Raw genomic sequence first — 24,287 nt, 5'->3', positions numbered from 1 at the left:
AATCGCAGCTCGCTGCAGTCTCAGCCTAAATAAGGAAGGTCTCATGAAACAATTGAACAAAGTAGCAGCCCTGATCGCTACCACCGTGTTGGCAACTGCCGCTGGCGCTCAAGAAATCCACAACTGGCGCAGCGCTGCTGGCGACGTCTGGAAGAACGTTGACGGCCAATGCTGGCGTGATGCCAGCTGGACCCCAGCTACTGCAGCTGCCGGTTGCGACGGCGCAATTGCCGCTCCTAAGGCAATGGCTCCTGCTCCTGTTGCTGCTCCCGCTCCTGTTGCTGCTCCCGCTCCAGCTCCCGTTGCTGTGGCTCCTGTAGCTCCTGCTCCAGCAGCTGCCGCTAGCAAAGTGACATACGCCGCTGACGCGTTCTTTGACTTCGACAAGGCTGTTCTGAAGGCTGAAGGCAAGGCAAAGTTGGACGACCTGGTTTCCAAGGTCAAGGCTATCAACCTGGAAGTCATCATTGCTGTGGGTCACACTGACGCCACCGGTGAAGACGGCTACAACCAAAAGCTGTCTGTTGCACGTTCCGAAGCTGTGAAGGCTTACTTGGTGTCCAAGGGCATCGAAAAGAACCGTGTCTACACTGAAGGCAAGGGCGAGAAGCAACCTGTTGCTGACAACAAGACCAAAGAAGGCCGTGCTAAGAACCGCCGCGTTGAAATCGAAGTGGTGGGCACTCGCGCCAAGTAATCTGTTCCTCCGAACGATGTGAAAAAACCCGCTCCGGCGGGTTTTTTCTTGCCCCTACATAATTCACTCATGACATCCACTATCAACGCTGATCCCGCCGAACTGGCCAAGTTTTCAGAGCTCGCTCACCGCTGGTGGGATTTGGAGAGTGAGTTCAAGCCTCTTCATCAAATCAATCCGTTGCGCTTGGCCTGGATTCAAGGCTTTGTCCCTTTGACCGGTAAGCGCATGGTGGACATCGGTTGTGGTGGCGGAATTCTGGCGGATGCGGCAGCACGCCAAGGTGCCGAGGTTTTGGGCGCTGATCTTTCTACCAAGGCCCTGCGGGTCGCCCAACTTCATGCCTTGGAGGCTGAGACCCCACGCGTGACCTACCGTGAAGTAAGCGCCGAGGCTCTGGCTGATGAGGCGCCTGCGACTTTTGATGTGGTGACCTGCATGGAAATGCTGGAGCACGTTCCCGACCCTGCATCGGTGGTTAAAGCTTGTGCCAGCTTGGTGAAACCAGGTGGCTGGGTGTTCTTTTCCACGCTGAACCGCAACCCCATGTCGTTTATCCAGGCGATAGTCGGAGCAGAGTATGTGCTCAAGCTTTTGCCAAAGGGGACGCACGAGTACGCCAAAATGATCCGACCTAGCGAGCTGGCGCATTATTGCCGTTTAGCAGGCTTGGATTTGCGCGCCACCAAAGGGCTGGGTTACAACCCGATCACCGGGAAATATGCGCTCAATAACAGCACCCAAGTGAACTACCTGTTCGCGACCCAGAGACCTGTTGAATGACTTTGCGCACGCCTCGTGGACCCATAAGAGCGGTCTTGTTTGACTTGGATGGCACGCTCATTGACAGTGCTCCGGACTTAGGTGCGGCGGCAGACAAAATGCGGATCGAGCGTGGCCTGGCATCGCTCCCCGACGCCATCTACCGGCCGATGGCTGGAGCGGGCGCAAGGGGGATGCTGCAAGTTGCTTTCGGAATGACGCCTGAATCGCCCGAGTTTGCAGTGATGCGTGAGGAATTCTTCCAGAATTACGAGCGCAACATGACGGATCGGACCTATGTATTCGATGAAGTTGCGGAAATGCTCGCGCAAATTGAAGCAAGTGGCTGCCTATGGGGCGTAGTGACCAACAAGTCCAAACGGTTTACTGAGCCATTGGTAGCCCAAATGCCCTTGTTCTCCACAGCATCAGTAGTCATCAGCGGCGACACCACAGCCCATGCGAAACCCCATCCGGAACCATTGCTCGAGGCCGCAAGGCGATTGGCACTGACGCCGGCGGACTGTATTTACGTGGGTGACGATGAGCGTGACATCCAGGCTGCACGGGCGGCGGGTATGTATTCGGTGGCCGCTGGCTACGGATATTTGGGTGCCCGGACGGACACGGGGCAATGGGGTGCAGACATCGAAATTAAATCTCCCTCGCAACTCTTGCAATTGCTGGCAAGCGCCTAAAATAGAGATTGAGGGGCTGCACTGGTTTCGACACGGGTTCGGACGCGCAGCAGGGCATGTCGAGCTGAGTGCGCTCGTAAAACAGATTCAAACAAACTAACTGCAAACGACGAACGTTTCGCACTCGCCGCTTAATTGCGCGTGAGGCTCACAACAGCAAGCCGATAGGCTGGGCAAGGGTGGCGCAAGCTGTCCAGGCTGTGGGCTAATTTCATTCGGCTGGACTCGCCTTGGGTGACTTAGGGCGGGTCGAGACAATAGGTTACTGGCGTCTTGCATAGCGTGCCACTGCGCGATGTGAGGGGTGAGATCTAAATCAGACGGCTACACATGTAGAACTGTTCGAATAAGGCTTGTGGACGGGGGTTCAAATCCCCCCAGCTCCACCATACCCTCTGACAAAGGCCGCTAACTAGCGATAGTTGGTGGCCTTTTTCTTTCATGATGAAATATTGCTCTAGCCCTTATGCGATATGCGCGCATAGCTATATATTTGATAGCAAATTACGCTATGCAAGATCCTTGCTAGAGATCGATCCGGCCGCTTCGCAATTGCTTGATGCCGCTTCGCAAGGACTTGGATTCGCGTCGACGTCGGCGCGAGGCATAGCTGGGCTGCGTAGCTTTGCGAGGCACCGGCTCGATGGCTGCCGCCTCCAGGATGGAGCGTAAACGCTCATAGGCGTCTTGGCGGTTGAGTTCTCTCGTCCGGTGCTGCTGGGCTTTGAGGATCAACACGCCGTCACGGCTGATGCGGTTGTCCGCGCTTTGCAATAGGCGTTCTTTGACAGCCTCAGGGAGCGACGAGGCATGGATATCAAAGCGCAGATGTATGGCACTCGATACTTTGTTGACGTTTTGTCCGCCAGCGCCTTGTGCGCGTATGGAAAGCAGCTGTGCTTCAGCTGCGATTCGGTCAAAAAGAAAAGCCACGGCGTGAGTTTGGGACGGTTAGACTGCCCCGAACCATACCACTCTCATTAAAGGACTCTCCGCCATGGCCAAAGGTCAACAAAAATCAAACAAAGAGTCTAAAAAGCCCAAGAAAGACTCCACGCCGCCCAAACCCATGACGGGTGGTGAGCCTGTGCGGGCCACGGTCACCACAGCGGTTATGCCCCGTGGCAAGCTAAAAAATAAGGCCTGATCAACAGGCCTTGTGTGGAGGGGTCAGACCAGTGCGCTGACCTCAGCGTATTGAGGCGGCTGACACCCTGCGCGGGCGCAATTGATCGCCGCGGCTTGCATGGCCTCTTTCAGCGTTTGCTGCACTCGGCCTTTCCCATCGGTGTTGAGTACCCAGTCACCCAGGCAATTTCCCCAGAAGGTATCTCCGGCACCCACCGTGTCCACCACCCGGGTCAGTGGCACATCGGCTTCGGCTGCTACGCCATCCACCTCTAGCCACGCTCCATCACCCCCGAAGGTGAGAGCAATGCGGCTCGCTCCTTGGGCGCGGAACAAAGCTGCTATTTCTTTCCCCTTGGCGCGACTTGGTGCGGTCACACCCAGCAACTCCAAGTCTTCGTCGCTGGCCTTGATCCAGTCGGCCAGGACCGCGACTTCCCGGACTGCGGCCACATAAGCAGCCAAGTCAGCGGCCAACTTGGGGCGCAGGTTCACGTCCACACTGATGGTCCAACCCAGCGCTTTGGCGCCTTTCAGAATCTCCACCACTTTGGTGTGTTCCGGCGGCACCAGGAGCAAAGATCCGGTGTGCAGCACACCGGGAGTCGCCGCCTTGAGCGTGGTCAGTACCGATTCCACGGTGTAGTCCCGGTCGGCGATACCTTCCCGGTAAAAACCGTAACTCGGTTGGCCATCGGTGATTTGCACGACGGCCAGCGAAGTCGGTAGCCGGCTGGGCGAAGCAAGCACCTGAACGCCATCTGCCTGCAGTTGTGCGCCCAGTTGCTGCCCGAAGCGGTCACTCGATAAGGGGTTGACATAGCCCACACTCGCCCCGCGCAGCGCAGCCGCGCGAGCCATGTTGTAGGGGCTGCCGCCCATGAAGGGCTTGAGGGTTCCGTCTGCCTGAGACAGGCAGTCCATCAATGCTTCGCCGAGTACCCAAATAGATGCGGTCATTTTTTCAAAAGTCGTTGACGACGGATCACATCAATCCAAACAGCCAAAATGACCACCGCGCCGATAGCCATCATCTGCTTGAACTGCGAGATTTCCATCAGGTTCATGCCATTGCGGATCATGGTGATCAGGACTGCACCCAACAGGCTGCCCCAGATGCTTCCACGCCCGCCGAAGAGGGAAGTGCCGCCCAAGATGACCGCAGCAATGGCGTCCAACTCAAACATCTGGGCCATTTTTCCGCTGGACGAGTCCATGCGGGCCATCAGCACCAGCGCACCTAACGCACAGCTTAAACCGGATACAACATACACACCTAACTTGTACCAGCGGATGTTGATACCGACTTGACGCGCACCCATTTCGTTGGAGCCCATGGCGTAGACATAGCGGCCCAGCTTGGTACTGGACAAAATAAACGCCATCATGACAAAGAAGAGGCCGGTGATCCAGATCGGCATCGGCACACCGAGGAACTGGCCGTAGCCGATGAATGGCAAGGGGTCGGGCATGCCGGAGTTGTCAAAACCACCGGTCGATTCAAAGGCCAAGCCACGCCACAAAGTCAGGCCGCCCAAGGTAACGATGAAGGATGGAATGCCTACAAACGCGACGAGGTAGCCGTTAAACAGGCCCACCGCTGCGCCAATGGCGAACGCTGCGGCGACACAAATATAGGGATCGACCCCCAGTTTGATCATCATGTGGCCGGCTACAGCGCCCGCCAGCGCTGTCAGCGCACCTACGGCGAGGTCTACGCCGCCGGTCAGGATCACAAAGGTCTGGCCACCTGCCAGCAGCGCGATGACCGAGGCCTGCACCAGAATGTTGGACAAATTGCCGGTGGTCAGAAAGTAGGGCGATGCGACGGTCAGCAAGGCTCCCAGGACCAAAACGGCGACTAGGGCTCCATACCATTCTTGGCGGGTGATGGACTTCATGAAATCAATTCCTCAAATAAAAAATGACGACCACCTTGCAGCGGTCGTCCGGGCCCGGTGGAGCTCCACCGGGCGGGTACGTTGACTTACTTCACCTTCATGAACTGCACTACGCCGGAGTCTTTGGCGAACTGGTCCACGTTGGTGGGCAACACCAGGAAAGAGCCGGTGTCGATACGGGCATCAACCTTCTTGCCTTCGGCTGCAGCAATGGCGGTTTCCACGCCGACTTGACCGATCTTGGCCAGCATCTGTGCGGCGTTGGCGCTCTGCCAGCCTTGCTTCATCATGTCCAGGCCGCCGGGTGAGCCGTCGAAACCTGCAATCTTGACGTCGCCGGCCTTTTTGCCTGCGGCCATCAATGCGGCTTTAGCGCCCAGTGCGCCGCCATCCCAAGCGCATGCAATGACTTTGGTGCCGGGGTTGGCACGCATGGCGGTTTCCACGCCGTTTTGTGCCATGGTTTGATCCCAGGTAGTGGAGACTTCCACCACTTTGACGTTCTTTCGCTTGGCGTTCAAGCCATCCAGGAAGCCCTTCTTGCGCTCTTGACCGGTGGATTGGCCGAGGTCGCCCGTGATGTAGATGACGGTGTCGCCGTCTTTCACTTGTTCGGCTGTCCAGTCGCCTTGAACCATAGCGGCTTTGATGTTGTCAGTTGCAACGTAAGAAGTGATCTTGGCGCCGGAGATGCCGGTGTCCACTGCAACTACCTTGATGCCTGCTGCCAAGGCCTTATTGATGGCTGGAGCAATGCCTGCGCTATCGACCGGCGCGATGGCAATGGCGTTCACCTTGCGGGTGATCATGTCTTCCACGATGGCCAACTGCTTGGAGAGTTCGCCTTTTTCTGCTGCCAATTCAATGAACTTCACGCCAGCTTTTTGACCGGCTTTCTTTGCGCCACCGTTGATCAGCGTCCAACCTTCGTTGGTGTTGCCGTTGGTGATGTAGGCAATGGTGGTTTCTGCGGCTGCGGCAGACATCAGGCCGGCGGTGGCCATGGCGATGGCCAAGCGGCCCAACATGCGTTTGGTGATCATTCGTTTATCTCCGTTATAGGTTGAATTAGCAGCCTCGGTGGATTCCATGGCTTGCTGGGATCGAATTACAGCAGAGTTTCATTTAAATAAATCTAGTAGTTTTACTAATACGATTTGCGTGAGCAATCTGGCATGCTTACGTCCAGTTTTCTGAAATAGGTCCACCATGACATCCAAACAACCAGTCCTGCAGATCAAGAGTCTGACCAAGCATTACGGTGGCGTGAAGGCCCTGACCGATGCCAACTTCCGCTTGCTGCCCGGCGAACACGCTGCGATCGTGGGAGACAACGGTGCAGGCAAAAGCACCTTTGTCCGCTTGATCACGGGTGTGGAGCAGCCCAACTCCGGTGATATCACCCTCGATGGTCAGAGCGTTTATTTCGGCTCGCCGCTCGATGCCCGAGACCAAGGCATTGAGACCGTGTACCAAACGCTGGCCCTTGCGGAAGACCTCGATGTGCCTGCCAACATTTTTCTCGGGCGTGAAATTACGCGTCTGGCATTGGGGCCTTTGTCCATCTTGAACCACAAAGCCATGCGGGAACAGTCCGCTTCGATGCTGTCCACCACCGGCGTCAAGATTCAAGATATGTCGGAGAGTCTGCGCGGCATGTCCGGTGGGCAGCGGCAGTGTGTAGCTATTGCCAGAGCGGCCGGCTTTGCCAAAAAGCTCATTATTCTGGATGAGCCCACCGCAGCATTAGGCGTGGCCGAAACAGCTCGCGTGGAACAAATCATCAAAGGACTCAAGAAGCAGGGTATCCCGCTGATCATCATCAGCCACAACTTGCGCCAAGTTTTTGATCTGGTGGACCGCATCTGGGTGTTCCGTCAGGGGCGCATCATCTGCAGCCGTTTGACCAAGGAAACCAACCCGGAAGAAATTGTGGGCTTGATTACCGGGGCGATTGATCCCGCAACCCTGCAGTCTTCGGAGGCGGTCGCATGCTAAAAGGTCTCGACCCTCTGTTGACTCCCGAATTGCTGATGTATTTGTCCGCCATGGGGCATGGCGAATGGGTCGCGGTGGTGGATGCCAATTTCACGGCCGATTTCTTAGGCAAGGGCAAAGCGCTGGTGCGTCTGCCGGGCCACAGCCTTGAACGGGTAAGCCGGGCCGTGCTGTCCGTGTTTCCACTGGCGGAAGATGTCAGCTGCCCGGCAGCCTTTATGCAAGTCTGTCACAGCCCGCAAGGTCACCAGACTCCGGCTCAGGCGTCGGTGGTGGCTTTGTTGGCCAATGAGGGCTTGCCGGCAGACCGCGTTGAAGCCGTAGAGCGCTTTGCGTTTTACGACAAGATCAAGGGCGCGAGTGTCATCGTCCAAAGCGGCGAAGTCACCGCCTACGGCAATGCCATGTTTTGCAAGGGCGTTATCCTCTGAGGGAAAGCCGGCGTGGCCGGTACCTTGAGAAAAGACCATATGGCAAAAATTTACCTGGACTCCGCCCGTGCCGAGTCGTGGGCGTTACCGGTGGGTTGCCCCCCCGTGCAAGGTGTGACCACCAACCCTAGTCTGGTGTTTCAGGCGGGACTTCCTGTCACACTCAATACCTACTTGGGGTTGATATCTGCAGTGGCAGACCACGGACTCGCGGAGCTCATGGTGCAGCTGCCGAATAGCCAACCAGAGCAAGCCAGAGAGTGGCTCAAAGCTCTGCAACCTGCTGCCGTGGCCCGCAAGGTGGGCTTGACCATCAAGCTGCCTTGCGCCCCTGAGTGGGATGCTTGCATTGATGCCGTGCGTGCAGAGCAGCAAGACGTGCTGCTGACCGGTTTATCCAATGCAGTGCAACTTTTGTGGGCACAGCACAAAGGGGTGCAATATGTGGCGCCCTATGTCGGCCGCTTGGCCAACGATGGGCGCAACGTCTGGGCTCTCATGGAGGCCTGTGTTGCGGTGCAGGCCACGGGCCCCCGTCTATTGGCAGCCAGCATCAAGACGCCGGAAGTGCTGGGGCAATTGGTGGCTGTCGGCGCTGCTGCGGTTACTTTGCCACCGGCCAGTCTGGTCGCTTGGAGCACCGATGCGCTGACACAAAGTGCTGTGAAGCAGTTCGACCTCGACATCCAGTCCAGCCTGAAGATCACGCAACACTGATCGGTTTTCAGGGGCATGTGCTGGCGACCTGCAGAGCGCTGCGTGATTCGCGATACTTGCGGCCCAGCCATGTTGCTGGGCCGTGGTTTTTACGCTCATGTCGTACAGCGTCGTTTGGTTTAAGAGAGATCTCCGCATACACGATCACGCTGCGCTGGCGCAGGCGGTGGCTGCAGGCCCGGTGCTCTGTGTGTTCTGCATAGAGCCTGCGTTGTGGCGCCAAGCCGATGCCGCAACCCAGCACTACCGATTCATGATCGAGTCCCTCAGGGACCTGTGGACAAGCCTCCGGTCGGTGGGGCTGCAGTTGCAGGTGGTGACTGAGGATGCGCCTGATTTTCTGGCCCGGCTGTATGCAGCCGCTCCATTTACTGCACTCTATTCACACCAGGAAACCGGCAATGACGCCAGCTTCCAGCGGGATCGCGCGGTAGCCCAGTGGTGCCGGCGCCACCAACTCGCATGGCACGAGCTGCCGCAATTCGGTGTACAGCGGGGCAGAGCGAATCGCGATGCGTGGAGCCGGCACTGGCACAGGCAGATGGGCTCTCCTCAGGCCGAAACAGCTGACAGCTACAGAGCCCAGTCCGTGGCATTGCCATGGGCAGAGCCACCTCCGCCGGATGCTGAAGCCCTTGGCCTTGCGCAAGCCGACAAGCCCGCTCGGCAGCTTGGCGGTCGGGTGGCCGGTATGCAACTTCTGCGCAGTTTCATCCAAAGTAGGAGCAGGCAATACCGTGGCGGTATTTCTTCGCCACTCCGGGCGGTTGATGCATGTTCCCGGCTTTCACCTTACCTCGCATGGGGCTGCCTGAGTGTGCGGGAGGTCTGGCAGAGTGTGGAGTTGGCACGCAATGGGCCGCCGCCGCTGGAAGCCAAACAAATGGCCGGATTGGCCGCATTCGGTAGCCGTTTGCATTGGCATTGCCACTTCATTCAAAAGCTTGAATCCGAGCCCTCTATCGAGTTTGCCAATATGCACAGGGGCTACGACGGGCTGCGCGAAAGCGAGCACAACCCGGCGCATTTTGCGGCCTTGGTGGCAGGGCGAACCGGCTGGCCGCTGGTCGATGCGTGTGTGGCCATGCTGCGGCAGACAGGGTGGCTGAATTTCCGGATGCGGGCCATGCTGGTTTCGGTGGCCGCCTACCCTTTGTGGTTGCATTGGCGGCCGGTGGGCGAATGGCTGGCGACAGAGTTTCTGGACTACGAGCCCGGCATTCACTGGAGCCAGATGCAGATGCAGTCGGGCACCACCGGCATCAATACGGCCCGCATTTACAACCCGATCAAGCAAGCGCAGGACCAGGACCCCGAGGGCCAGTTCGTGCGCCACTGGTTGCCGGCTATGCGCAAAGTGCCTGATGCTTGGTTGTTCGAGCCATGGCGCATGCCCGCGGACATGCAGGCGCGTTGCGGTTTGCGCGTGGGCGGTGAGGATGCAGATTTACCCGTTCCTCTGGTGGACTTGGAACAAGCCACCCGGCTGGCCAAAGCCCGCTTGTTTCAGCTCCGCGCACGACCCGACGTCAAGGCCGCCAAAGCGGCCATCGTCCAACAGCACGGCTCCCGGAACCTGGTGCGAAAACGCAGCCGCGCGGCACCCGGCATGGCGGCGCCTGCCCAATTGGAGTTGCTATGAAGATGCGTAAGAAAAGTGAACTGCCGTCGAAGGCATGCGCTGCTTGCGGCCTGCCGTTTCAATGGCGCAAAAAGTGGGAGAAGGTCTGGGCGGAGGTGAAATACTGCTCTGAGCGGTGTCGTCGCAGCGGGGGCAAACAAAATGCAGGCTGACAGCGTGTCCACGCCCATTATTTTCTGGTTTCGCAATGACTTGAGGCTCCGCGACAACCCGGCCTGGGTTCAAGCCTGTGCGACCGGGCAGCCGATCGTGGCCTTGGCATTTGAGCCTGCAATGGCCGCAATGGAGCAGCGCTGGGGCGCTGAGCAACCGGGGGCCGTGCGACTCCAATGGTGGCACGCCAATGTGCAAGCGCTCCAGCAAGAGCTGTCCGGGCAGGGTGTGGTGCTTTGGATTTTGCGCGGCGCTGCCCCAAAGGTTATCCCGTCCCTGGCGAGGCGCGTGGGAGCCAGTGCCGTGTATTGCTCGGACATTGCCGCACCCTACGAACAAGCTGAGCTGGTTGCACTGCGCGGTGCCGGCTTGGAGGTGCATGCGCGGTGGGGCTGTAGGCTGTTTGATGCTTCATCCCTACCTTTTGCGGTCGAGGCTTTGCCAGCTGTCTTCAGCCAATTCCGTAATGCTGTGGAGCGGGCTCGCGTGCCGGTGCCGCCACCTTTGCCTGCGCCGTCAGCAGCACGTGGTTTCGCGGTGGCGCCCGGGGACTTGCCGTTTTTCGTGGAGTGCTTGGCGACTCCGCCGGCAGGGGAGTCCGGACTCGATCCGCGCTCCGCTTTTCTTTGGCAGGAGGGGGTTGCCTCCAGTGTGACGGCGGGGAATGCGGGAGCACACCGTTACTTGGATACCTACTTTGCGTCCGGGCGGGTGGCGCAATACAAAGCAACGCGCAACGGGCTGACGGGCATGGACTACTCCAGCAAATGGTCTCCTTGGTTGGCAGTCGGTGCTGTCTCGGCCCGGGAGATTATTTTGGCTTTACGGTCCTATGAAGATCGCCACGGCCAGAACGACGGCAGCTATTGGCTTTGGTTTGAGCTTTTGTGGCGTGAGTATTTTCGTTGCTTACACCAGCAGTATGGTGGCGCTCTCTACCGGGGGCGCGGCTTGGGCGATGCCTCCCCGCCGGTGAAGCCAGAGAAACACCAGCGGGCCTTTGCGCATTGGACGCAAGGCCGCACAGGCTGTGAACTGGTCGATGCGGGCATGCGGGAGTTGGCTTTCAGTGGGTACAGCTCCAACCGCATGCGACAAATTCTGGCGAGTTTCTGGATCTACGATCTGGGCGGCGATTGGCGGGCTGGAGCAGCTTGGTTCGAATCGCAGCTGCTGGACTATGACGTGTACTCCAACCAAAGCAATTGGCTGTACATCGCCGGGCTAGGGACCGACCCCCGAGGCGGGCGTCGATTCAATGTGCCCAAGCAGACGGCTGAACATGACCCGGACGGTGTGTACCGGGCTTTATGGAGTGCTGCGGCATGACAGAAAAAACCTTAAAGACTCACGCGGTTCGTCTCGTGTTGGGGGATCAGCTTAATCCTGCGCACAGCTGGTTTTCCAGTGGCGACCCGGGGGTGCTTTATGTGATGATGGAAGTGCGGCAAGAAACCGACTATGTCCGTCATCATGCGCAAAAGGTGATCGCTATTTTTGCCGCCATGCGCGCTTTTGCCGCTGCATTGGTGGAGCAGGGGCACCGTGTGCACTATGTGCGGATTGATCAGCCTGAGAGTCATCTGCCCATGGGCGAGATTCTGGACCGGATCATGCTGGACACCGGTGCATCTGTGCTGGAGTACCAGGAGCCGGACGAGTTTCGACTGGATGAGCTGCTCAAAGCGCACATGGTTCACGCCGAGGCGTCTGGCAACTATGCCGGGCGCATGGTGTCGAGCGAGCACTTTTACACCGGGCGCCACCAGGCGCAAAGCATGTTCAAGCCCGGCGTACGGTGGTTGATGGAAACGTTTTACCGCCAGATGCGCAAACGCCATGCGGTATTGCTCGATGCCAAGCTGGAGCCCGAGGGCGGCCAATGGAATTTCGACAGCGAGAACCGCAAGGCTTGGAAAGGTGTGCCCCCTGAGCCGGCAGACTTCAGGCCTCTGCATGACCACTCGGTACTCTGGCAGCAGATTCTGCAGGCCGGGGTTAAAACCTTCGGGAACCCGTCCGCTGCAGACTTTCATTGGCCGGTGAGTCGTCGGGAGGCGCTGGTTCAGTTGGAGACCTTTGTGACCGGCGTTCTGCCGTACTTTGGTGATTTTCAAGATGCACTGAGCAGCAAAGCACGGCGGCTCTTTCACTCGCTGCTCTCTTTTGCGCTGAATACCAAGATGTTGTCACCCCAAGAGGTGGTTGAGCGTGTCGCCCGGGCTTGGCGAGAAGGGCATGCACCCTTGCCGGCTGCGGAGGGCTATATCCGCCAGATATTGGGGTGGCGCGAATACGTGCGCGGTGTGTATTGGGCGACCATGCCCGGCTACGAATCCCATAATTTCTTCGACCACCAAGCGGATTTGCCTGATTGGTTTTGGACCGGGAAGACCAGGATGGCGTGCGTGTCGGCAGCTATTACCCAATCACTTGACATGGCCCATGCGCACCATATTCAGCGGTTGATGGTCATCGGTAATTTCGCTCTGCTGGCTGGCCTCAACCCGCATGCTCTGCACCAGTGGTATTTGGGAATCTATATCGATGCGTTTGAGTGGGTCGAGCTCCCCAACACCGTCGGAATGAGTCAATTTGCCGATGGTGGAGGTTTGGCCACCAAGCCTTACGTATCAAGCGCCGCATATCTCGATCGGATGGGAGATCATTGTCGTGACTGTCGCTACGACAAAAGGCAAAAAACCGGCGACAGCGCGTGTCCGTTTAATGCGCTCTATTGGGAGTTTTATGAACGGCACCACCGTCGCCTCGCCCACAACCCGCGCATCGGCATGGCCTACCGGCAGCTTGAAAAAATGCAGCCGGACGTTAAGGACGCTTTGATGGAGAAAGCCCGGGCTCTGCGCGCCGATTTGAACGCTCTGTAGGCCACCCGCTTATTGCAGTTTGTCCATCCGGCTATCCAGCGGGCTGACAAACGAGTTCAGCTCCCAGCCTGAAGCAAGGCGGCTTTCCTGAAACTCGCCACTGGCCAGTGGCGTAAAACCAGAGGTTTCCGCCGACTTGCTTTGGCGGCGGCGGGTCACTGCCGCCTGCAAGTGCTCCCGCACGTTTTGAAACCGCGTGTCTAGAGGTTTCTCCGGGGCCGCCATGGCTGCATGTTCACCCAGAAAGGCCGTGCGGATTTGGGTCAGGTGGGGCAGGTTGTCAGGGTCGACCACCCAATAACGCACTCCACATTGTTCCAGCAGAGTGTGCTTCAAGGTCTGGTTGCCCAATGACAGTCCGGTTGCGCCCGGCACATCCACACAACCAATGACTTTACCGTCCAAGCCACACACGGTGAAGGTGCAATACACACCGTTGAGAAGTTTGTACCAATGGGTGGCTTCAGTTTGTTCCGACGGAATGGTGAAGCGCGTCACCGGTAGTTTCACGAGAACCTGCTGGTCGAACATGACTTTCGTCAGCCACAACCACACCTTGCGCTCCCGGCTGTTTACCATGGCGCGGACTTTAAGCGGCCAGACGGACGGTATTCTGCGACGTTGTCTTTTCAGATAACGGTGACGCCAATAGGCCACAAAGAGACCGAGCAGGAGGCCGCCGGCAAATGAAAAAAACATGTCTACGCCCTGAAAGTAGGACCCTCTACGGGGTCTTAGTCTTGGGGGAAAGTTTATCTGCCTTTCCCTTTTTATGCTACGGACGAATTTTCTCCGGGCGTGGGTGAGTCAGACTATTGACGCCCGGCCCACCTACCCCTTGTAGATCCGCTCCACCTCGGGCAAATTTTCTTTCAGGCGTTGAACTAACTCGGGGTCGAAGTGTTTCCCTGCCTCTCGATAGAGGTAATCCAAGGCCTTGGCCAGCTCCCACGCCGGCTTATAGGGGCTGGCCGATACCAAAGAATCTAAAACGTCTGCCACGGCAGCGATGCGGCCGGCCAGGCTGATGTCGCTTCCTTTTAGACCGGCAGGGTAGCCGCTGCCGTCCCAGCGCTCATGGTGTTCGCGGGCAATAAGTGCCCCCAACGCATGCAGCCGGGAGTCTGACTGGTCCAGCAGTTGGTGACCTAAGACTGCATGGGTCCGCATCACTGTCCATTCGTCTTCAGACAGTGGGCCGGGTTTTGACAAAATTTGGTCCGGTATGCCTGCCTTGCCCACATCATGCAGGGTTGAGGCTAGGCGAATCATTTCAACTTCGTTGTCACTGTGGCCGCTTGCGCGTGCCAAAAGAGCGGCCAATGCGCCCACACGTTGCACATGGTGTGCGCTTTCCCCCCCGCGGCCTTCAATCGCACCTCCGAGGGCCGCAATCGTGTCACTTTGGGTGTTTTGGGTTTCTTCCCGCAACAGCAGGCCGTCATAGGTGCTGGCAACATTGCGTGAAAACATTTCAAGGAGCTCACGGGACTGATCTGAAATCGGTTCCGGGAACTCCATGTAAATCAGACTCTCGCTGCCTGCCTTGGTTTTGAAGTAACCGGCGTAGAAGCGTTCTCCGTGCCGGCTGACCTTCTCGCCCAAGGACTGCAATATGGCGTTCCTGACGGCTTCCGGCAGGTTGTCTACCTTATCTTCGGAGATCAGCTGCGAAAAAGCGTCGGTGGCGGCAAGAACTTTTAGCTTACCGTGGGCGGAATTGGCCGTGTAGGCCGACAGTCGACTCGCACACAGGCCCTCGCCCTGCAAGTCAAGAAGGTAGTTCAGCTGCGACAGTACTGCGGACGCAAAGCTGCGCAGATTGTGCGAGTCGCACACTTCGCTGATGGCCTCGATTGACCTGACCAGACCCCTGCGCGCGTTTTCCAGCCGCATCAGGTCTCGGTAGGCCCTTAGACCCGCGTAAAACACGGTAATGAGCTTGCGCCGGGTCAGGTCGGTCTTTTCTTTGTAGTCGTTGATGTCGTAGTCACGAATGACTTGTTCCTCGGGAGCCTGGCCCGGCTGGCCTGTGCGCAAGACTATGCGTACGTTGAGGTTGCCTAGGTCTTCCCGGATGTATTTCGCGAGCTCAAGGCCGGCATGCTCCGACTCCATCACAACATCCAGCAGGATCAGAGCGATGTCCTGGCGTTGCGCCAAAAATGATCGCGCCTCGGCGGCACTGTAGCAGTGGGAAAATTCCAAGCCGCGCCAGTCCATTTCGAAATCGGACATGACCAGTTTAGTGACCTCATGAACGGCTGGCTCGTCGTCAACCACCAGAACCTGCCATCGCGCGCCAGAATGGCTGCGGGCTAGTTCCGTTTCTGGCTCATCACTGAAAACCAAATCATCTGTCATGACACAGGTCCCGGTTGGAATCGAATCGTCACAGTCTACTGGATGTCACTGCGATACTACGACTATGCAATTACAGGAAATTCTCTATTCGCAGGGATTCGGGACCCGCCGTGTGTGTGCCGGCATGATTCAGCAGGGTTTGGTCCAGGTGTATGGGCCCGAGCAAGGTCTAGCCCCCGTCACCATTACGCAGTCAGCTATGGAATTTGTAGCGGAAGGGCTGCAGTTCCGGGTGCAGGGTGTCGATTGGCCCTACGCGGAGCGCGCCTACCTGATGCTGCACAAGCCGGCAGGTACCGAGTGCTCGCAGAAACCCTCGACCTATCCGAGCATCTACACCTTGCTGCCCAGCCCGCTGCGACTGCGGCCCCAAAAAGCGGCGGTGCAGGGCGTGCAGGCTGTCGGGCGACTTGACCAGGACACCACCGGCATGCTGTTGTTGACCGATGACGGCAAATTCATCCACCGCATGAGCTCGCCCAAGCACCATGTGCCCAAGGTCTATGAAGTCACCGTCAAGCACCCGCTGGATGAAAAGCAGGTGAGCAAGCTGCTCAGCGGGGTGGTTTTGGACGACGATCCGAAGCCCGTCAGGGCTGCCGCATGTGAAGCGGTGAGTGAGTTTCACCTCCGGATGACGCTCACCGAAGGCAAATACCACCAGGTCAAGCGCATGCTGGCGGCTGTGAGCAACCGGGTCGAAGGCTTGCACCGCTCCAGTATCGGGGGCGTGGCACTTCCGGCTGATTTGCCGCCGGGGGGCTGGCGCTGGCTCACCGCCGAAGAAATAGTGGCCGTGCAAAGCAAGGGGTGAGGGCATGAATGCCGTACTCGATGCATTCTGGCGTTCGGTGGCATATTGCCTGCATCCCAAAGTCATTCTGTGGTCGTTTCTACCGCTGGTGCTGATGGTGGGGGTGACAGCGGGGCTCGGCTATTTTTATCTTGATGCGCTGCTCGACACCGTTCATCGTTTGCTGGAATCCATGGATTGGCTCCAAATGCTCTGGGCCTGGCTGGAGTCCATGGGGGTGGGGAAACTCAAAACCGTGTTGGTGCCCCTGCTGGTGATTCTGGTGTTGACGCCCGTGGTGGTGGTGGCCTGCCTGTTGGTCGTGGCGACTCTGATGGCGCCAATGCTGGTCGGGCTGGTGGGGAAGCGCCGCTTTCCTGAGCTCGAAAAGCAGGGTTCCGGTTCCTATCTTTTGAGTGTCGGCTGGGCGCTGGTCTCGACGCTGGCAGCGCTGCTGGCACTCATCATCTCGCTGCCGCTGTGGCTGATCCCCCCTTTGGTTCTGGTGCTTCCTCCTTTGATCTGGGGCTGGTTGACTTACCGGGTGATGGCGTTTGATGCCCTGTCAGACTACGCAACCCGCGCGGAGCGCCAAGTGATCTTCGAGCGGCACCGCTGGCCTTTGCTGGCCATGGGGGTGTTCGCCGGCTACCTGGGGGCCGCCCCTAGCTTGGTCTGGTCCTTCGGATTCGTGGCGGTGGCGCTCGCCCCGGTGTTGGTGCCGGTGTCGATTTGGCTGTACACGCTGTTGTTCGCCTTTTCGTCCTTGTGGTTCACCCACTACGGTCTCAAGGCATTGCAGGACTTGCGTGCTGAGGCGACTGCAGTGGTGATGGCGCCACCGGTGTCGCTTGATGTGGTTGATGTGGAGGTCTTATGAAATTTGGCGCAATCATCATTGGCGATGAAATTCTGTCCGGTAAGCGTGCCGATAAGCACCTCGCTAAAACCATCGAGCTATTGGGTGCGCGGGGCATCGCGCTGGCCTATGCCCATTATGTCGGCGACGACCCCCAGCGCATCACCGCAGCCTTGGTGGCAGCCCTGGCATCCGGCGACACCGTTTTCTCATTCGGGGGCATAGGCGCCACTCCGGATGACCACACCCGCCAGTGCGCTGCGTTGGCCGCAGGCAAGCCTCTGGTGCTCACTGCGGCGGCCCGTGCTGCAATTGAAGAGCGCATTCAAGACGTAGCCCGGGAGCAGGGCCTCCCGTACGAGCCGGACCGGCCGGATAACCTGCACCGCTTGCAGATGGGAATGTTCCCCGACGGCGCCTCGCTCATTCCTAACCCGTACAACAAAATTCCGGGTTTCAGCTACCCCGGGGTAGATCAAGGTCGGGTGCATTTTGTGCCCGGTTTCCCTGTGATGGCCTGGCCGATGGTGGAGTGGGTTCTGGAGACGCAGTGCACGACATGGTTCCAGCGGGATGCTTGGCGCGAGCAATCGGTGATCGTGTTCGGCGCCATGGAGTCCCTCTTGACGCCTTTGATGGAGCGCTTGGAGCAAGCCCATCCGGTCAAGGTATTCAGTCTGCCGAGCGTGGACCATCCGGAATACGGCCGCCACATCGAATTGGGCGTGAAAGGGGACCCTCAGGTTCTGGAGGCTGCCTATGCCGACTTGTTGGCGGGCCTGCGGTCCATGAATATGCCACTCGGCCCCGAATTGGTGCGCTAGGTGTTTTGCACCAAGTTTGTGCAAATCCTAAGTTTGCACTATGTTGGTGCAAATGGACCCCTGCGGTCCGCCGCGATGGGTAAGTTTCGGCGTTTCGGGCTCGCAACCGGGCTTTAACGATGCAAAATAGCGCGGTTTGCCGAATTGCCTTTGGTGCGTGCTTTGGCACAAAAGCTGCATTAACCGCAGTGCAAATCTTTTTACAACCGTGCAACAGGAGTATTTGATGGCCAAGACCGTCGCAGATGTGATGAAGATGGTGAAAGAAAACGAAGTCAAGTTTGTTGACTTCCGTTTCACCGATACCCGTGGCAAGCAGCAGCACACGACTGTGCCTGTTTCGCACTTTGATGAAGACAAGTTCACTTCCGGCCACGCATTCGACGGTTCATCCATCGCTGGCTGGAAAGGTATCGAAGCTTCCGACATGTTGTTGATGCCCGATCCAGGCACCGCCAACATCGATCCTTTCTTCGAAGAAACCACCCTGATCATGAACTGCGATGTAGTCGAGCCCGCTGACGGCAAGTCCTACGACCGCGATCCACGTTCTATCGCCAAGCGCGCTGAAGCCTACCTGAAGGCCTCCGGCATGGGCGACACTGCTTACTTCGGTCCCGAGCCAGAGTTCTTCTTGTTCGACGGCGTGCGTTGGTCCACAGAACCCAACAACACTTTCTACGAAATCGACGAGTACGAAGCTCCTTGGAACACCGGTTCCAAGCTCGAAGGCGGCAACCGCGGCCACCGTCCCACCGTCAAGGGCGGCTACTTCCCAGTGCCCCCCGTCGACAGCACGCAAGACATGCGCGCTGAAATGTCCCTGATTCTCGAATCCTTGGGCATTCCGGTCGAAGTGTTCCACCACGAAGTGGCTGGCGCCGGTCAAAACGAAATCGGCACACGCTTCTCTACACTGGTTGAGCGCGCTGACTGGACTATGTTGCAAAAGTACGTGGTCCACAACGTGGCCAACGCTTACGGCAAGACTGCTACTTTCATGCCCAAGCCTTACCACGGTGACAACGGTTCCGGCATGCACGTGCACCAGTCCGTGTGGAAAGACGGCAAGAATCTGTTTGCCGGCGACGGCTATGCAGGTCTGTCTGACTTCGCGCTGTACTACATCGGCGGCATCATCAAGCACGCACGTGCCTTGAACGCCATCACCAACCCCGGCACCAATAGCTACAAGCGCTTGGTTCCTCACTTCGAAGCTCCGGTCAAGTTGGCATATTCTGCCAAGAACCGTTCCGCTTCGATCCGTATTCCATTCGTGGCGAACCCCAAGGGCCGTCGCGTGGAAGCGCGTTTCCCCGATCCATTGATGAACCCTTACCTCGGCTTCGCAGCCTTGTTGATGGCGGGTCTGGACGGCGTGGAAAACAAGATCCATCCCGGCGAAGCAGCCACCAAAGACTTGTACCATCTGCCTCCCGAGGAAGATGCGAAGGTCCCAACCGTGTGTCACAGCTTGGATCAAGCCTTGGAGCACTTGGACAAAGACCGCGCGTTCCTGACCAAGGGCGGCGTGTTCACTGACTCCATGATCGATGCCTATATCGACTTGAAGATGCAAGAAGTGACCCGTTACCGTATGTCGGTACACCCTGTCGAATACGACATGTACTACTCCCTGTAATCCTGGCGCTGCAAAGCACCGAGATGATCGAAAAAAGGACGGCGCAAGCCGTCCTTTTTTTCATGGAACACCTGGATACAAATCGCCACCCCAACCTCGGGGATACTCGGAGGTTTTGTTCTCGGGCACTTTTTGGCGCATACTGAATCACAGCGCTCACGAAAAGATAGCGCGGACACTGACACAGCATGAAACCCACACTCCTGATTCTTTGGTTGACCGCCGGCACGATGCTCGGAGCTTCGGCGCAGGAGCGAATCTACCGTTGCGGTAACGAATACACCAATACCGTCACCGACGCTCAGGCCAAAACCTGCAAGCTGATTTCGGGCGGCAATGTGACCGTGGTTCAGGGGCCCAAGGCGGCAGCGCCAGCGCCCGGCGTGAAAGTGGCAGCGGCCTCCGGTGGCAGTGCGCCGCGTATCGACAACGCTGACCAGCGCTCCAAAGACTCTGATGCCCGGCTGATTCTGGAGGCCGAGCTCAAAAAGGCGGAAGCCCGCCAGATTGAGCTCACCAAAGAGTACAACAACGGTGAGCCCGAGAAGCTGGGCCCCGAGACCCGCAACCACCAAAAATACCTGGACCGTGTTGCCGAGCTCAAGGCGGCGTTGGCCCGCAATGAAAGCGATATCGCTGGTATACGCCGCGAACTCGGTCGCTTGCCCGGTTCCGGCAGCAAGCCTTAAAGTCCGGCTCGGCGCGTGCCGCCACCGGCGGTGCCACGGGCCCGGTTCGTAACTCATTTTTTCCGCGGACAAGCCCCATGGAGCGATTCCACTCATTCGACCTGCTGGCCACACTCGTGGCAGTGGTCACGGCCGACGCTTCGGTACAGTTTTCTAATGCTGCGTTGGAAGACGCATTGGGCATCTCGCGCCGGACCATCATCGGCTCCAACTTCGCCGAAGTGTTTACCGAGCCCGCGCAGCTCCAAAGCGCCTTGGAAGGCGCGCTCGACAACGCTTTTGCCGCACTGCGCTACGACGCCTGGCTCAAACGTGCCGGTCTGGAGTCCATGCCGGTCCATGTGATCGTGACCCGCACCGAAGCGTCGAACGACATCATTGTGGAAATGGTGCCCCAAGAGCAGCAAACCCGGCAGGACCGTGAGGAGCGCTTGGCCGAGCAGGCCCAGACCAATAAAGAGCTCATTCGCAACCTGGCGCACGAAATCAAGAATCCGCTCGGAGGCATCCGGGGTGCAGCGCAGTTGCTAGAGATGGAGATGGAGTCGCCCGAGCTCACCGAGTACACGCAGGTCATCATCCACGAGGCGGATCGCCTGCAAAGCCTGGTGGACCGCTTGCTGGCACCGCACCGGCGGCCGCATCTGGTGGGCGATGTCAATATCCACGAGGTGTGTGAGCGCGTGCGCTCGCTCATTCTGGCCGAGTTTCCCAAGGGCTTGCGCGTGGTGCGGGACTACGACACCTCGATCCCCGAGTTCCGGGGGGACCGCGAGCAGCTCATCCAAACCGTGCTGAACATTGCCCACAATGCCTGCCAAGCCTTGGCTGAGCGAATTGCCGCGGGTGACGGTTGTGTGACATTCAAGACCCGCGTGACTCGCCAAATCACCTTTGGTAAACAGCGTTATCGGTTGGCATTGGAATTGCATGTCATTGACAACGGACCCGGCGTACCGGATTCGATCAGAGACCGCATTTTTTACCCGCTGGTGTCGGGCAGAGAAGGCGGCTCCGGCCTGGGGCTAACATTGGCGCAAACCTTTGTCCAGCAACACCACGGAATGATCGAAGTCGATAGCGTTCCGGGCCGCACGGATTTCAAAATTTTGATTCCGTTACCGTAACAAACACAAAGAACATAGGGTGCCCCACAACATGAAGCCGATTTGGATCGTAGATGATGACCAGTCCATCCGCTTCGTGCTGGAGAAGGCGCTGTTGCGTGAGCACTTGCCCACACGCAGCTTTTCCAATCCACGCGATGTCCTGACTGCGCTGAGCACCGCAGCAGACGACGAAGGCCCGCAAATCCTGGTGAGCGATATCCGCATGCCCGGAGGCTCCGGCCTGGACCTGCTCGAAAAAGTCAAAGCCAAACACCCCGGCCTGCCCGTCATCATCATGACGGCGTTTTCGGACCTGGACAGCGCGGTCAGCGCCTTCCAAGGCGGTGCGTTTGAGTATTTGCCCAAGCCGTTTGACCTGCCCAAAGCGGTGGAGTTGATCCGCCGTGCTGTGGAAGAAAGCCAGCGTGAGGAAGTCGCCGAAGAGCGCATGGCCGAGTCCCCCGAAATGCTCGGCCAGGCGCCCGCCATGCAGGACGTGTTCCGCGCCATCGGCCGCTTGAGCCAGAGCAACGTCACGGTCATGATCACCGGCGAATCCGGCTCCGGCAAAGAGCTGGTGGCCCGTGCGCTGCACAAGCATTCCCCGCGCGCCGATGGTCCGTTTGTGGCCATCAACACCGCTGCCATTCCCAAAGACTTGTTAGAGAGCGAACTCTTCGGCCATGAACGCGGTGCTTTCACCGGCGCGCAAACCATGCGCCGTGGCCGCTTTGAGCAGGCCGATGGCGGCACGCTGTTTCTGGACGAAATCGGCGACATGCCGTTTGAGCTGCAGACCCGCCTGCTACGCGTTTTGAGCGACGGGCATTTTTACCGCGTGGGCGGCCACAGCGCCGTCAAATCGAACGTGCGCGTGATTGCGGCTACTCACCAGAACTTGGAGCAGCGCGTCAAAGACGGTGTGTTCCGCGAAGACTTGTTCCACCGCCTCAACGTGATCCGATTGCGCCTGCCTGCGCTGCGCGAGCGCAAGGAAGACGTGTCGATGTTGACACGCCACTTCCTGCAGCAAAGCGCCAAACAATTGGGCGTGGAGCCCAAGCGGATTTCTGACTCCGCGCTGGGTTGGCTGGAGGGCTTCGGCTTTCCCGGCAACGTGCGCCAGCTGGAAAACATTTGCCACTGGCTCACTGTCATGGCGCCGGCCCAGGTGATTGAGCGCAAAGACCTGCCACCCGAGGTGAGTCAAGGCCGCGCCGAGTCCGGCGAGCCCTTGCTGGTGAAGCCGGTGCTGACCGCCGCCCCCGAGGCGCAGCTCAAAGATGTGCCGCTGGACCCGCATGCCCATGTGCCGGCCTTGCACGAAGCTGAAGACCTGTCGCATGTGCTGGCGCGCGCCGCTGCGGCTCACGGCCCGCTGGAGGGCTGGGAGGCCGAGCTGGAGACAGAAGCCGTGGCCTTGTTGGGCTCTGGCCAGCCTGAAGTGTGGGACACGCTCACCCGCAGGTTTGAGTCGCGCTTGATTCTGGCGGCCTTGGCCAACACCAAGGGCCGCCGCATCGAGGCTGCGCAAAAGCTGGGTATCGGCCGCAACACCATCACCCGCAAAATTCAGGAGCTGGGTTTGGAGTAATTTTAGGTCAAAAGTGCTGCTAGCCCACGTAAATATTGCGCAAGCAGCTCCTGATTTAATAGCAAAAAGCCGGCACATGTGCCGGCTTTTTTTATGGGCGCAGTTTGCTTAGCCGGCAGCGCTGATGTCCACCACTACCGGCGCGTGGTCGCTCGGGCGCTCGTTCTTGCGCGGGGTCTTGTCGACTTCGCAAGCGGTGACCCGGGGCTTGAGCGCGTTGCTCACCAGAATGTGGTCAATGCGCAGCCCGCGGTTGCGGCGAAAGCCCGCGTCACGGTAGTCCCACCAGCTGAAGGTTTTGGGCGGGTGGGGGAACAGGCGGTGGCTGTCGGTCAGGCCCAGCGCGATGAGGGCGCGCAGGTGGTAGCGCTCTTCCTCCGTGCAGTGAATGGATTCGAACAACCCCTCCGGGTCCCAGACATCGTCGTCATCAAAGGTGATGTTGTAGTCGCCCATGAGCACCAGGTTCGGGTGGGCTGCCAGCTCGTCTTTCACCCAGCGGCGCAGGGCGGTGAGCCACTCCATCTTGTACTCAAACTTGTCGCTGCCGGGCTCCTGCCCGTTGGGAAAGTAGGCGCCAATGACGCGGACTCCGTCCACGGTGCCGGTGATCACGCGGGACATGTCGTCTTCGAAGCCGGGAATGTTTTTAATGACATCGCTGGCGGGTGTGCGCGAGAGCAAGGCCACGCCGTTGTAGGTCTTCTGGCCGAACCATTGTGCGTGGTAGCCGATGGCTTCAAACGCATCGGCGGGGAATTTGTCGTCGGTGAGCTTGAGCTCTTGCAGGGCCAGCACATCGACAGGATTGGCGGCCAGCCAGTCCAAGACTTGGGGGAGGCGCACGCCCAACGAGTTGACGTTCCAGGTAGCGAGTTTCATGGTGCAGTACGGGTGTAGGTCACAAAGCTGAAGGGCAGCCCACTGGCGGCTACATGGCGCTCGCGGGCTGTCTCGTGCCACGCTGCGCCCAGGGTGGGCGCGTAGGCGTCGCCTTCAAAGTCTTTTTCAATGTCGGTCACCACGGCGGTGGTGGCCAGTGGCTCGGCCAGGGTGTAGAGCTGGGCGCCGCCAATCACCCACACGTCGGCAGCCTGCTCACAAAGTTGTAGCGCCTCGCGCAGATCAGCTGCGGGCTGAGCGCCATTTTCGTTCCAATCTGTCTGCCGGGTCACCACGATATTGGCGCGGCCGGGCAGGGGGCGGAATTTGGGGGGCAGCGAGTCCCAGGTCTTGCGGCCCATGATGACCGGGCAGCCCAGCGTGGTCCGCTTGAAGTGGGCCAAGTCTTCGGGCAGGTGCCAGGGCAGGGTGCCATTGACGCCGATCACGCCGTTGGCGGCGCGGGCGTAAATCAGGTGGAGGCGGGGGCGTGGGGTGATCGTGCTCATTGTGCCT

At 58.7% G+C, this 24,287-nt stretch carries 26 protein-coding genes and 1 other RNA gene; 19 read left to right on the top strand and 8 right to left on the bottom strand.

Translation table 11 applies throughout. The features are described 5' to 3' along the window. Positions 1–43 precede the first annotated feature (43 nt). The 4 genes from ompA (at position 44) to ssrA (ending at position 2,546) form a co-directional block, all read left to right on the top strand. The gene (ompA, locus tag QZW03_RS04795) at positions 44–697 is read left to right on the top strand and encodes an outer membrane protein OmpA (protein WP_296508786.1); all 654 of its coding nucleotides are present in this window, start codon (positions 44–46) and stop codon (positions 695–697) included. A gap of 69 nt (positions 698–766) precedes the next feature. Continuing rightward, complete coding sequence (ubiG, locus tag QZW03_RS04790; protein WP_296508784.1) at positions 767–1,480, top strand: bifunctional 2-polyprenyl-6-hydroxyphenol methylase/3-demethylubiquinol 3-O-methyltransferase UbiG; 714 nt, start codon at positions 767–769, stop codon at positions 1,478–1,480. Next, positions 1,477–2,157, top strand: a complete 681-nt coding sequence (gene gph / locus QZW03_RS04785; RefSeq protein ID WP_296508780.1) for a phosphoglycolate phosphatase — start codon at positions 1,477–1,479, stop codon at positions 2,155–2,157. The genes ubiG and gph overlap by 4 nt, the downstream gene beginning before the upstream one ends. A 12-nt stretch (positions 2,158–2,169) precedes the next feature. Then, positions 2,170–2,546: a transfer-messenger RNA gene (gene ssrA, locus QZW03_RS04780) on the top strand. A gap of 136 nt (positions 2,547–2,682) precedes the next feature. Here the strand turns inward: ssrA and arfB are convergent. Beyond that, a complete protein-coding gene (gene arfB, locus QZW03_RS04775) occupies positions 2,683–3,090 on the bottom strand; it encodes an alternative ribosome rescue aminoacyl-tRNA hydrolase ArfB (RefSeq protein WP_296508778.1) in 408 nt (135 codons plus the stop codon). A 64-nt stretch (positions 3,091–3,154) separates the two neighbouring features. Between arfB and QZW03_RS04770 the strand changes: the two genes are divergently transcribed. Then, positions 3,155–3,304 carry a hypothetical protein gene (locus tag QZW03_RS04770; protein WP_296508777.1) on the top strand — a complete coding sequence of 50 codons (150 nt, stop codon included), beginning with the start codon at positions 3,155–3,157 and terminating at the stop codon, positions 3,302–3,304. Between the two features lie 23 nt (positions 3,305–3,327). Here the strand turns inward: QZW03_RS04770 and QZW03_RS04765 are convergent, their stop codons facing one another. From QZW03_RS04765 to QZW03_RS04755, 3 genes are all read right to left on the bottom strand, one after another. After that, the gene (locus tag QZW03_RS04765; protein ID WP_296508775.1) at positions 3,328–4,245 is read right to left on the bottom strand and encodes a PfkB family carbohydrate kinase; all 918 of its coding nucleotides are present in this window, start codon (positions 4,243–4,245) and stop codon (positions 3,328–3,330) included. Next, positions 4,242–5,186: an ABC transporter permease gene (locus QZW03_RS04760; protein ID WP_296508773.1), complete on the bottom strand. Its 945-nt coding sequence runs from the start codon at positions 5,184–5,186 to the stop codon at positions 4,242–4,244. Before QZW03_RS04760 ends, QZW03_RS04765 begins: the two co-directional genes overlap by 4 nt. Positions 5,187–5,272: 86 nt before the next feature. Then, positions 5,273–6,229 carry a sugar ABC transporter substrate-binding protein gene (locus QZW03_RS04755; RefSeq protein WP_296508772.1) on the bottom strand — a complete coding sequence of 319 codons (957 nt, stop codon included), beginning with the start codon at positions 6,227–6,229 and terminating at the stop codon, positions 5,273–5,275. Between the two features lie 166 nt (positions 6,230–6,395). Between QZW03_RS04755 and QZW03_RS04750 the strand changes: the two genes are divergently transcribed. The 7 genes from QZW03_RS04750 (at position 6,396) to QZW03_RS04720 (ending at position 13,015) form a co-directional block, all read left to right on the top strand. Next, positions 6,396–7,184, top strand: coding sequence for an ATP-binding cassette domain-containing protein (locus QZW03_RS04750; RefSeq protein ID WP_296508771.1), 789 nt, complete (start codon positions 6,396–6,398; stop codon positions 7,182–7,184). Continuing rightward, on the top strand, positions 7,178–7,615 hold the full coding sequence (locus tag QZW03_RS04745; RefSeq protein WP_296508770.1) for an RbsD/FucU domain-containing protein: 438 nt from the start codon (positions 7,178–7,180) through the stop codon (positions 7,613–7,615). The genes QZW03_RS04750 and QZW03_RS04745 overlap by 7 nt, the downstream gene beginning before the upstream one ends. Positions 7,616–7,654: 39 nt before the next feature. Next, positions 7,655–8,332 (top strand): transaldolase family protein, encoded by a 678-nt coding sequence (locus QZW03_RS04740; protein ID WP_296508769.1) that lies wholly within the window; start codon positions 7,655–7,657, stop codon positions 8,330–8,332. Between the two features lie 97 nt (positions 8,333–8,429). Then, positions 8,430–9,974, top strand: a complete 1,545-nt coding sequence (locus QZW03_RS04735) for an FAD-binding domain-containing protein (RefSeq protein ID WP_296508767.1) — start codon at positions 8,430–8,432, stop codon at positions 9,972–9,974. After that, positions 9,971–10,126, top strand: a complete 156-nt coding sequence (locus QZW03_RS04730; protein WP_296508765.1) for a DUF2256 domain-containing protein — start codon at positions 9,971–9,973, stop codon at positions 10,124–10,126. Before QZW03_RS04735 ends, QZW03_RS04730 begins: the two co-directional genes overlap by 4 nt. A gap of 4 nt (positions 10,127–10,130) precedes the next feature. After that, a complete protein-coding gene (locus QZW03_RS04725) occupies positions 10,131–11,456 on the top strand; it encodes a DASH family cryptochrome (RefSeq protein WP_296508763.1) in 1,326 nt (441 codons plus the stop codon). Continuing rightward, the gene (locus tag QZW03_RS04720; RefSeq protein WP_296508761.1) at positions 11,453–13,015 is read left to right on the top strand and encodes a cryptochrome/photolyase family protein; all 1,563 of its coding nucleotides are present in this window, start codon (positions 11,453–11,455) and stop codon (positions 13,013–13,015) included. The genes QZW03_RS04725 and QZW03_RS04720 overlap by 4 nt, the downstream gene beginning before the upstream one ends. A gap of 9 nt (positions 13,016–13,024) precedes the next feature. Here the strand turns inward: QZW03_RS04720 and QZW03_RS04715 are convergent, their stop codons facing one another. Together QZW03_RS04715 and QZW03_RS04710 are read right to left on the bottom strand one after the other, a co-directional pair. Then, the gene (locus QZW03_RS04715; protein ID WP_296508759.1) at positions 13,025–13,594 is read right to left on the bottom strand and encodes a hypothetical protein; all 570 of its coding nucleotides are present in this window, start codon (positions 13,592–13,594) and stop codon (positions 13,025–13,027) included. Positions 13,595–13,846: 252 nt separating this feature from the next. Then, a complete protein-coding gene (locus tag QZW03_RS04710; protein ID WP_296508757.1) occupies positions 13,847–15,379 on the bottom strand; it encodes a DUF3369 domain-containing protein in 1,533 nt (510 codons plus the stop codon). 64 nt (positions 15,380–15,443) lie between these two features. Here QZW03_RS04710 and QZW03_RS04705 point away from each other — a divergent pair, with 64 nt between their 5' ends. The 7 genes from QZW03_RS04705 (at position 15,444) to ntrC (ending at position 22,889) form a co-directional block, all read left to right on the top strand. Next, positions 15,444–16,193 carry a 16S rRNA pseudouridine(516) synthase gene (locus tag QZW03_RS04705; protein WP_296508755.1) on the top strand — a complete coding sequence of 250 codons (750 nt, stop codon included), beginning with the start codon at positions 15,444–15,446 and terminating at the stop codon, positions 16,191–16,193. 4 nt (positions 16,194–16,197) lie between these two features. Further along, a complete protein-coding gene (locus tag QZW03_RS04700; RefSeq protein ID WP_296508754.1) occupies positions 16,198–17,052 on the top strand; it encodes an EI24 domain-containing protein in 855 nt (284 codons plus the stop codon). Then, positions 17,049–17,855, top strand: coding sequence for a molybdopterin-binding protein (locus QZW03_RS04695; protein WP_296508752.1), 807 nt, complete (start codon positions 17,049–17,051; stop codon positions 17,853–17,855). Before QZW03_RS04700 ends, QZW03_RS04695 begins: the two co-directional genes overlap by 4 nt. A 226-nt stretch (positions 17,856–18,081) precedes the next feature. Next, positions 18,082–19,497, top strand: a complete 1,416-nt coding sequence (glnA, locus tag QZW03_RS04690; RefSeq protein ID WP_296508750.1) for a type I glutamate--ammonia ligase — start codon at positions 18,082–18,084, stop codon at positions 19,495–19,497. Between the two features lie 188 nt (positions 19,498–19,685). Next, positions 19,686–20,186 carry a hypothetical protein gene (locus QZW03_RS04685; protein ID WP_296508748.1) on the top strand — a complete coding sequence of 167 codons (501 nt, stop codon included), beginning with the start codon at positions 19,686–19,688 and terminating at the stop codon, positions 20,184–20,186. Positions 20,187–20,263: 77 nt separating this feature from the next. Then, entirely contained in the window at positions 20,264–21,313 is a 1,050-nt protein-coding gene (gene glnL / locus QZW03_RS04680; RefSeq protein ID WP_296508746.1) for a nitrogen regulation protein NR(II), read from the top strand. Positions 21,314–21,344: 31 nt separating this feature from the next. Beyond that, on the top strand, positions 21,345–22,889 hold the full coding sequence (gene ntrC / locus QZW03_RS04675) for a nitrogen regulation protein NR(I) (RefSeq protein ID WP_296508745.1): 1,545 nt from the start codon (positions 21,345–21,347) through the stop codon (positions 22,887–22,889). Between the two features lie 108 nt (positions 22,890–22,997). Here the strand turns inward: ntrC and QZW03_RS04670 are convergent, their stop codons facing one another. After that, entirely contained in the window at positions 22,998–23,771 is a 774-nt protein-coding gene (locus QZW03_RS04670; protein WP_296508743.1) for an exodeoxyribonuclease III, read from the bottom strand. Next, positions 23,768–24,280: a dihydrofolate reductase gene (locus tag QZW03_RS04665; protein WP_296508741.1), complete on the bottom strand. Its 513-nt coding sequence runs from the start codon at positions 24,278–24,280 to the stop codon at positions 23,768–23,770. The genes QZW03_RS04670 and QZW03_RS04665 overlap by 4 nt, the downstream gene beginning before the upstream one ends. Positions 24,281–24,287 lie beyond the last annotated feature (7 nt).

It is taken from the genome of Rhodoferax sp., from assembly GCF_013297935.1.
GTDB lineage: Bacteria > Pseudomonadota > Gammaproteobacteria > Burkholderiales > Burkholderiaceae_C > Allorhodoferax.
Note: the sequence above shows the minus strand (reverse complement) of the source record. Positions and strands in the feature narration are given on the sequence as shown.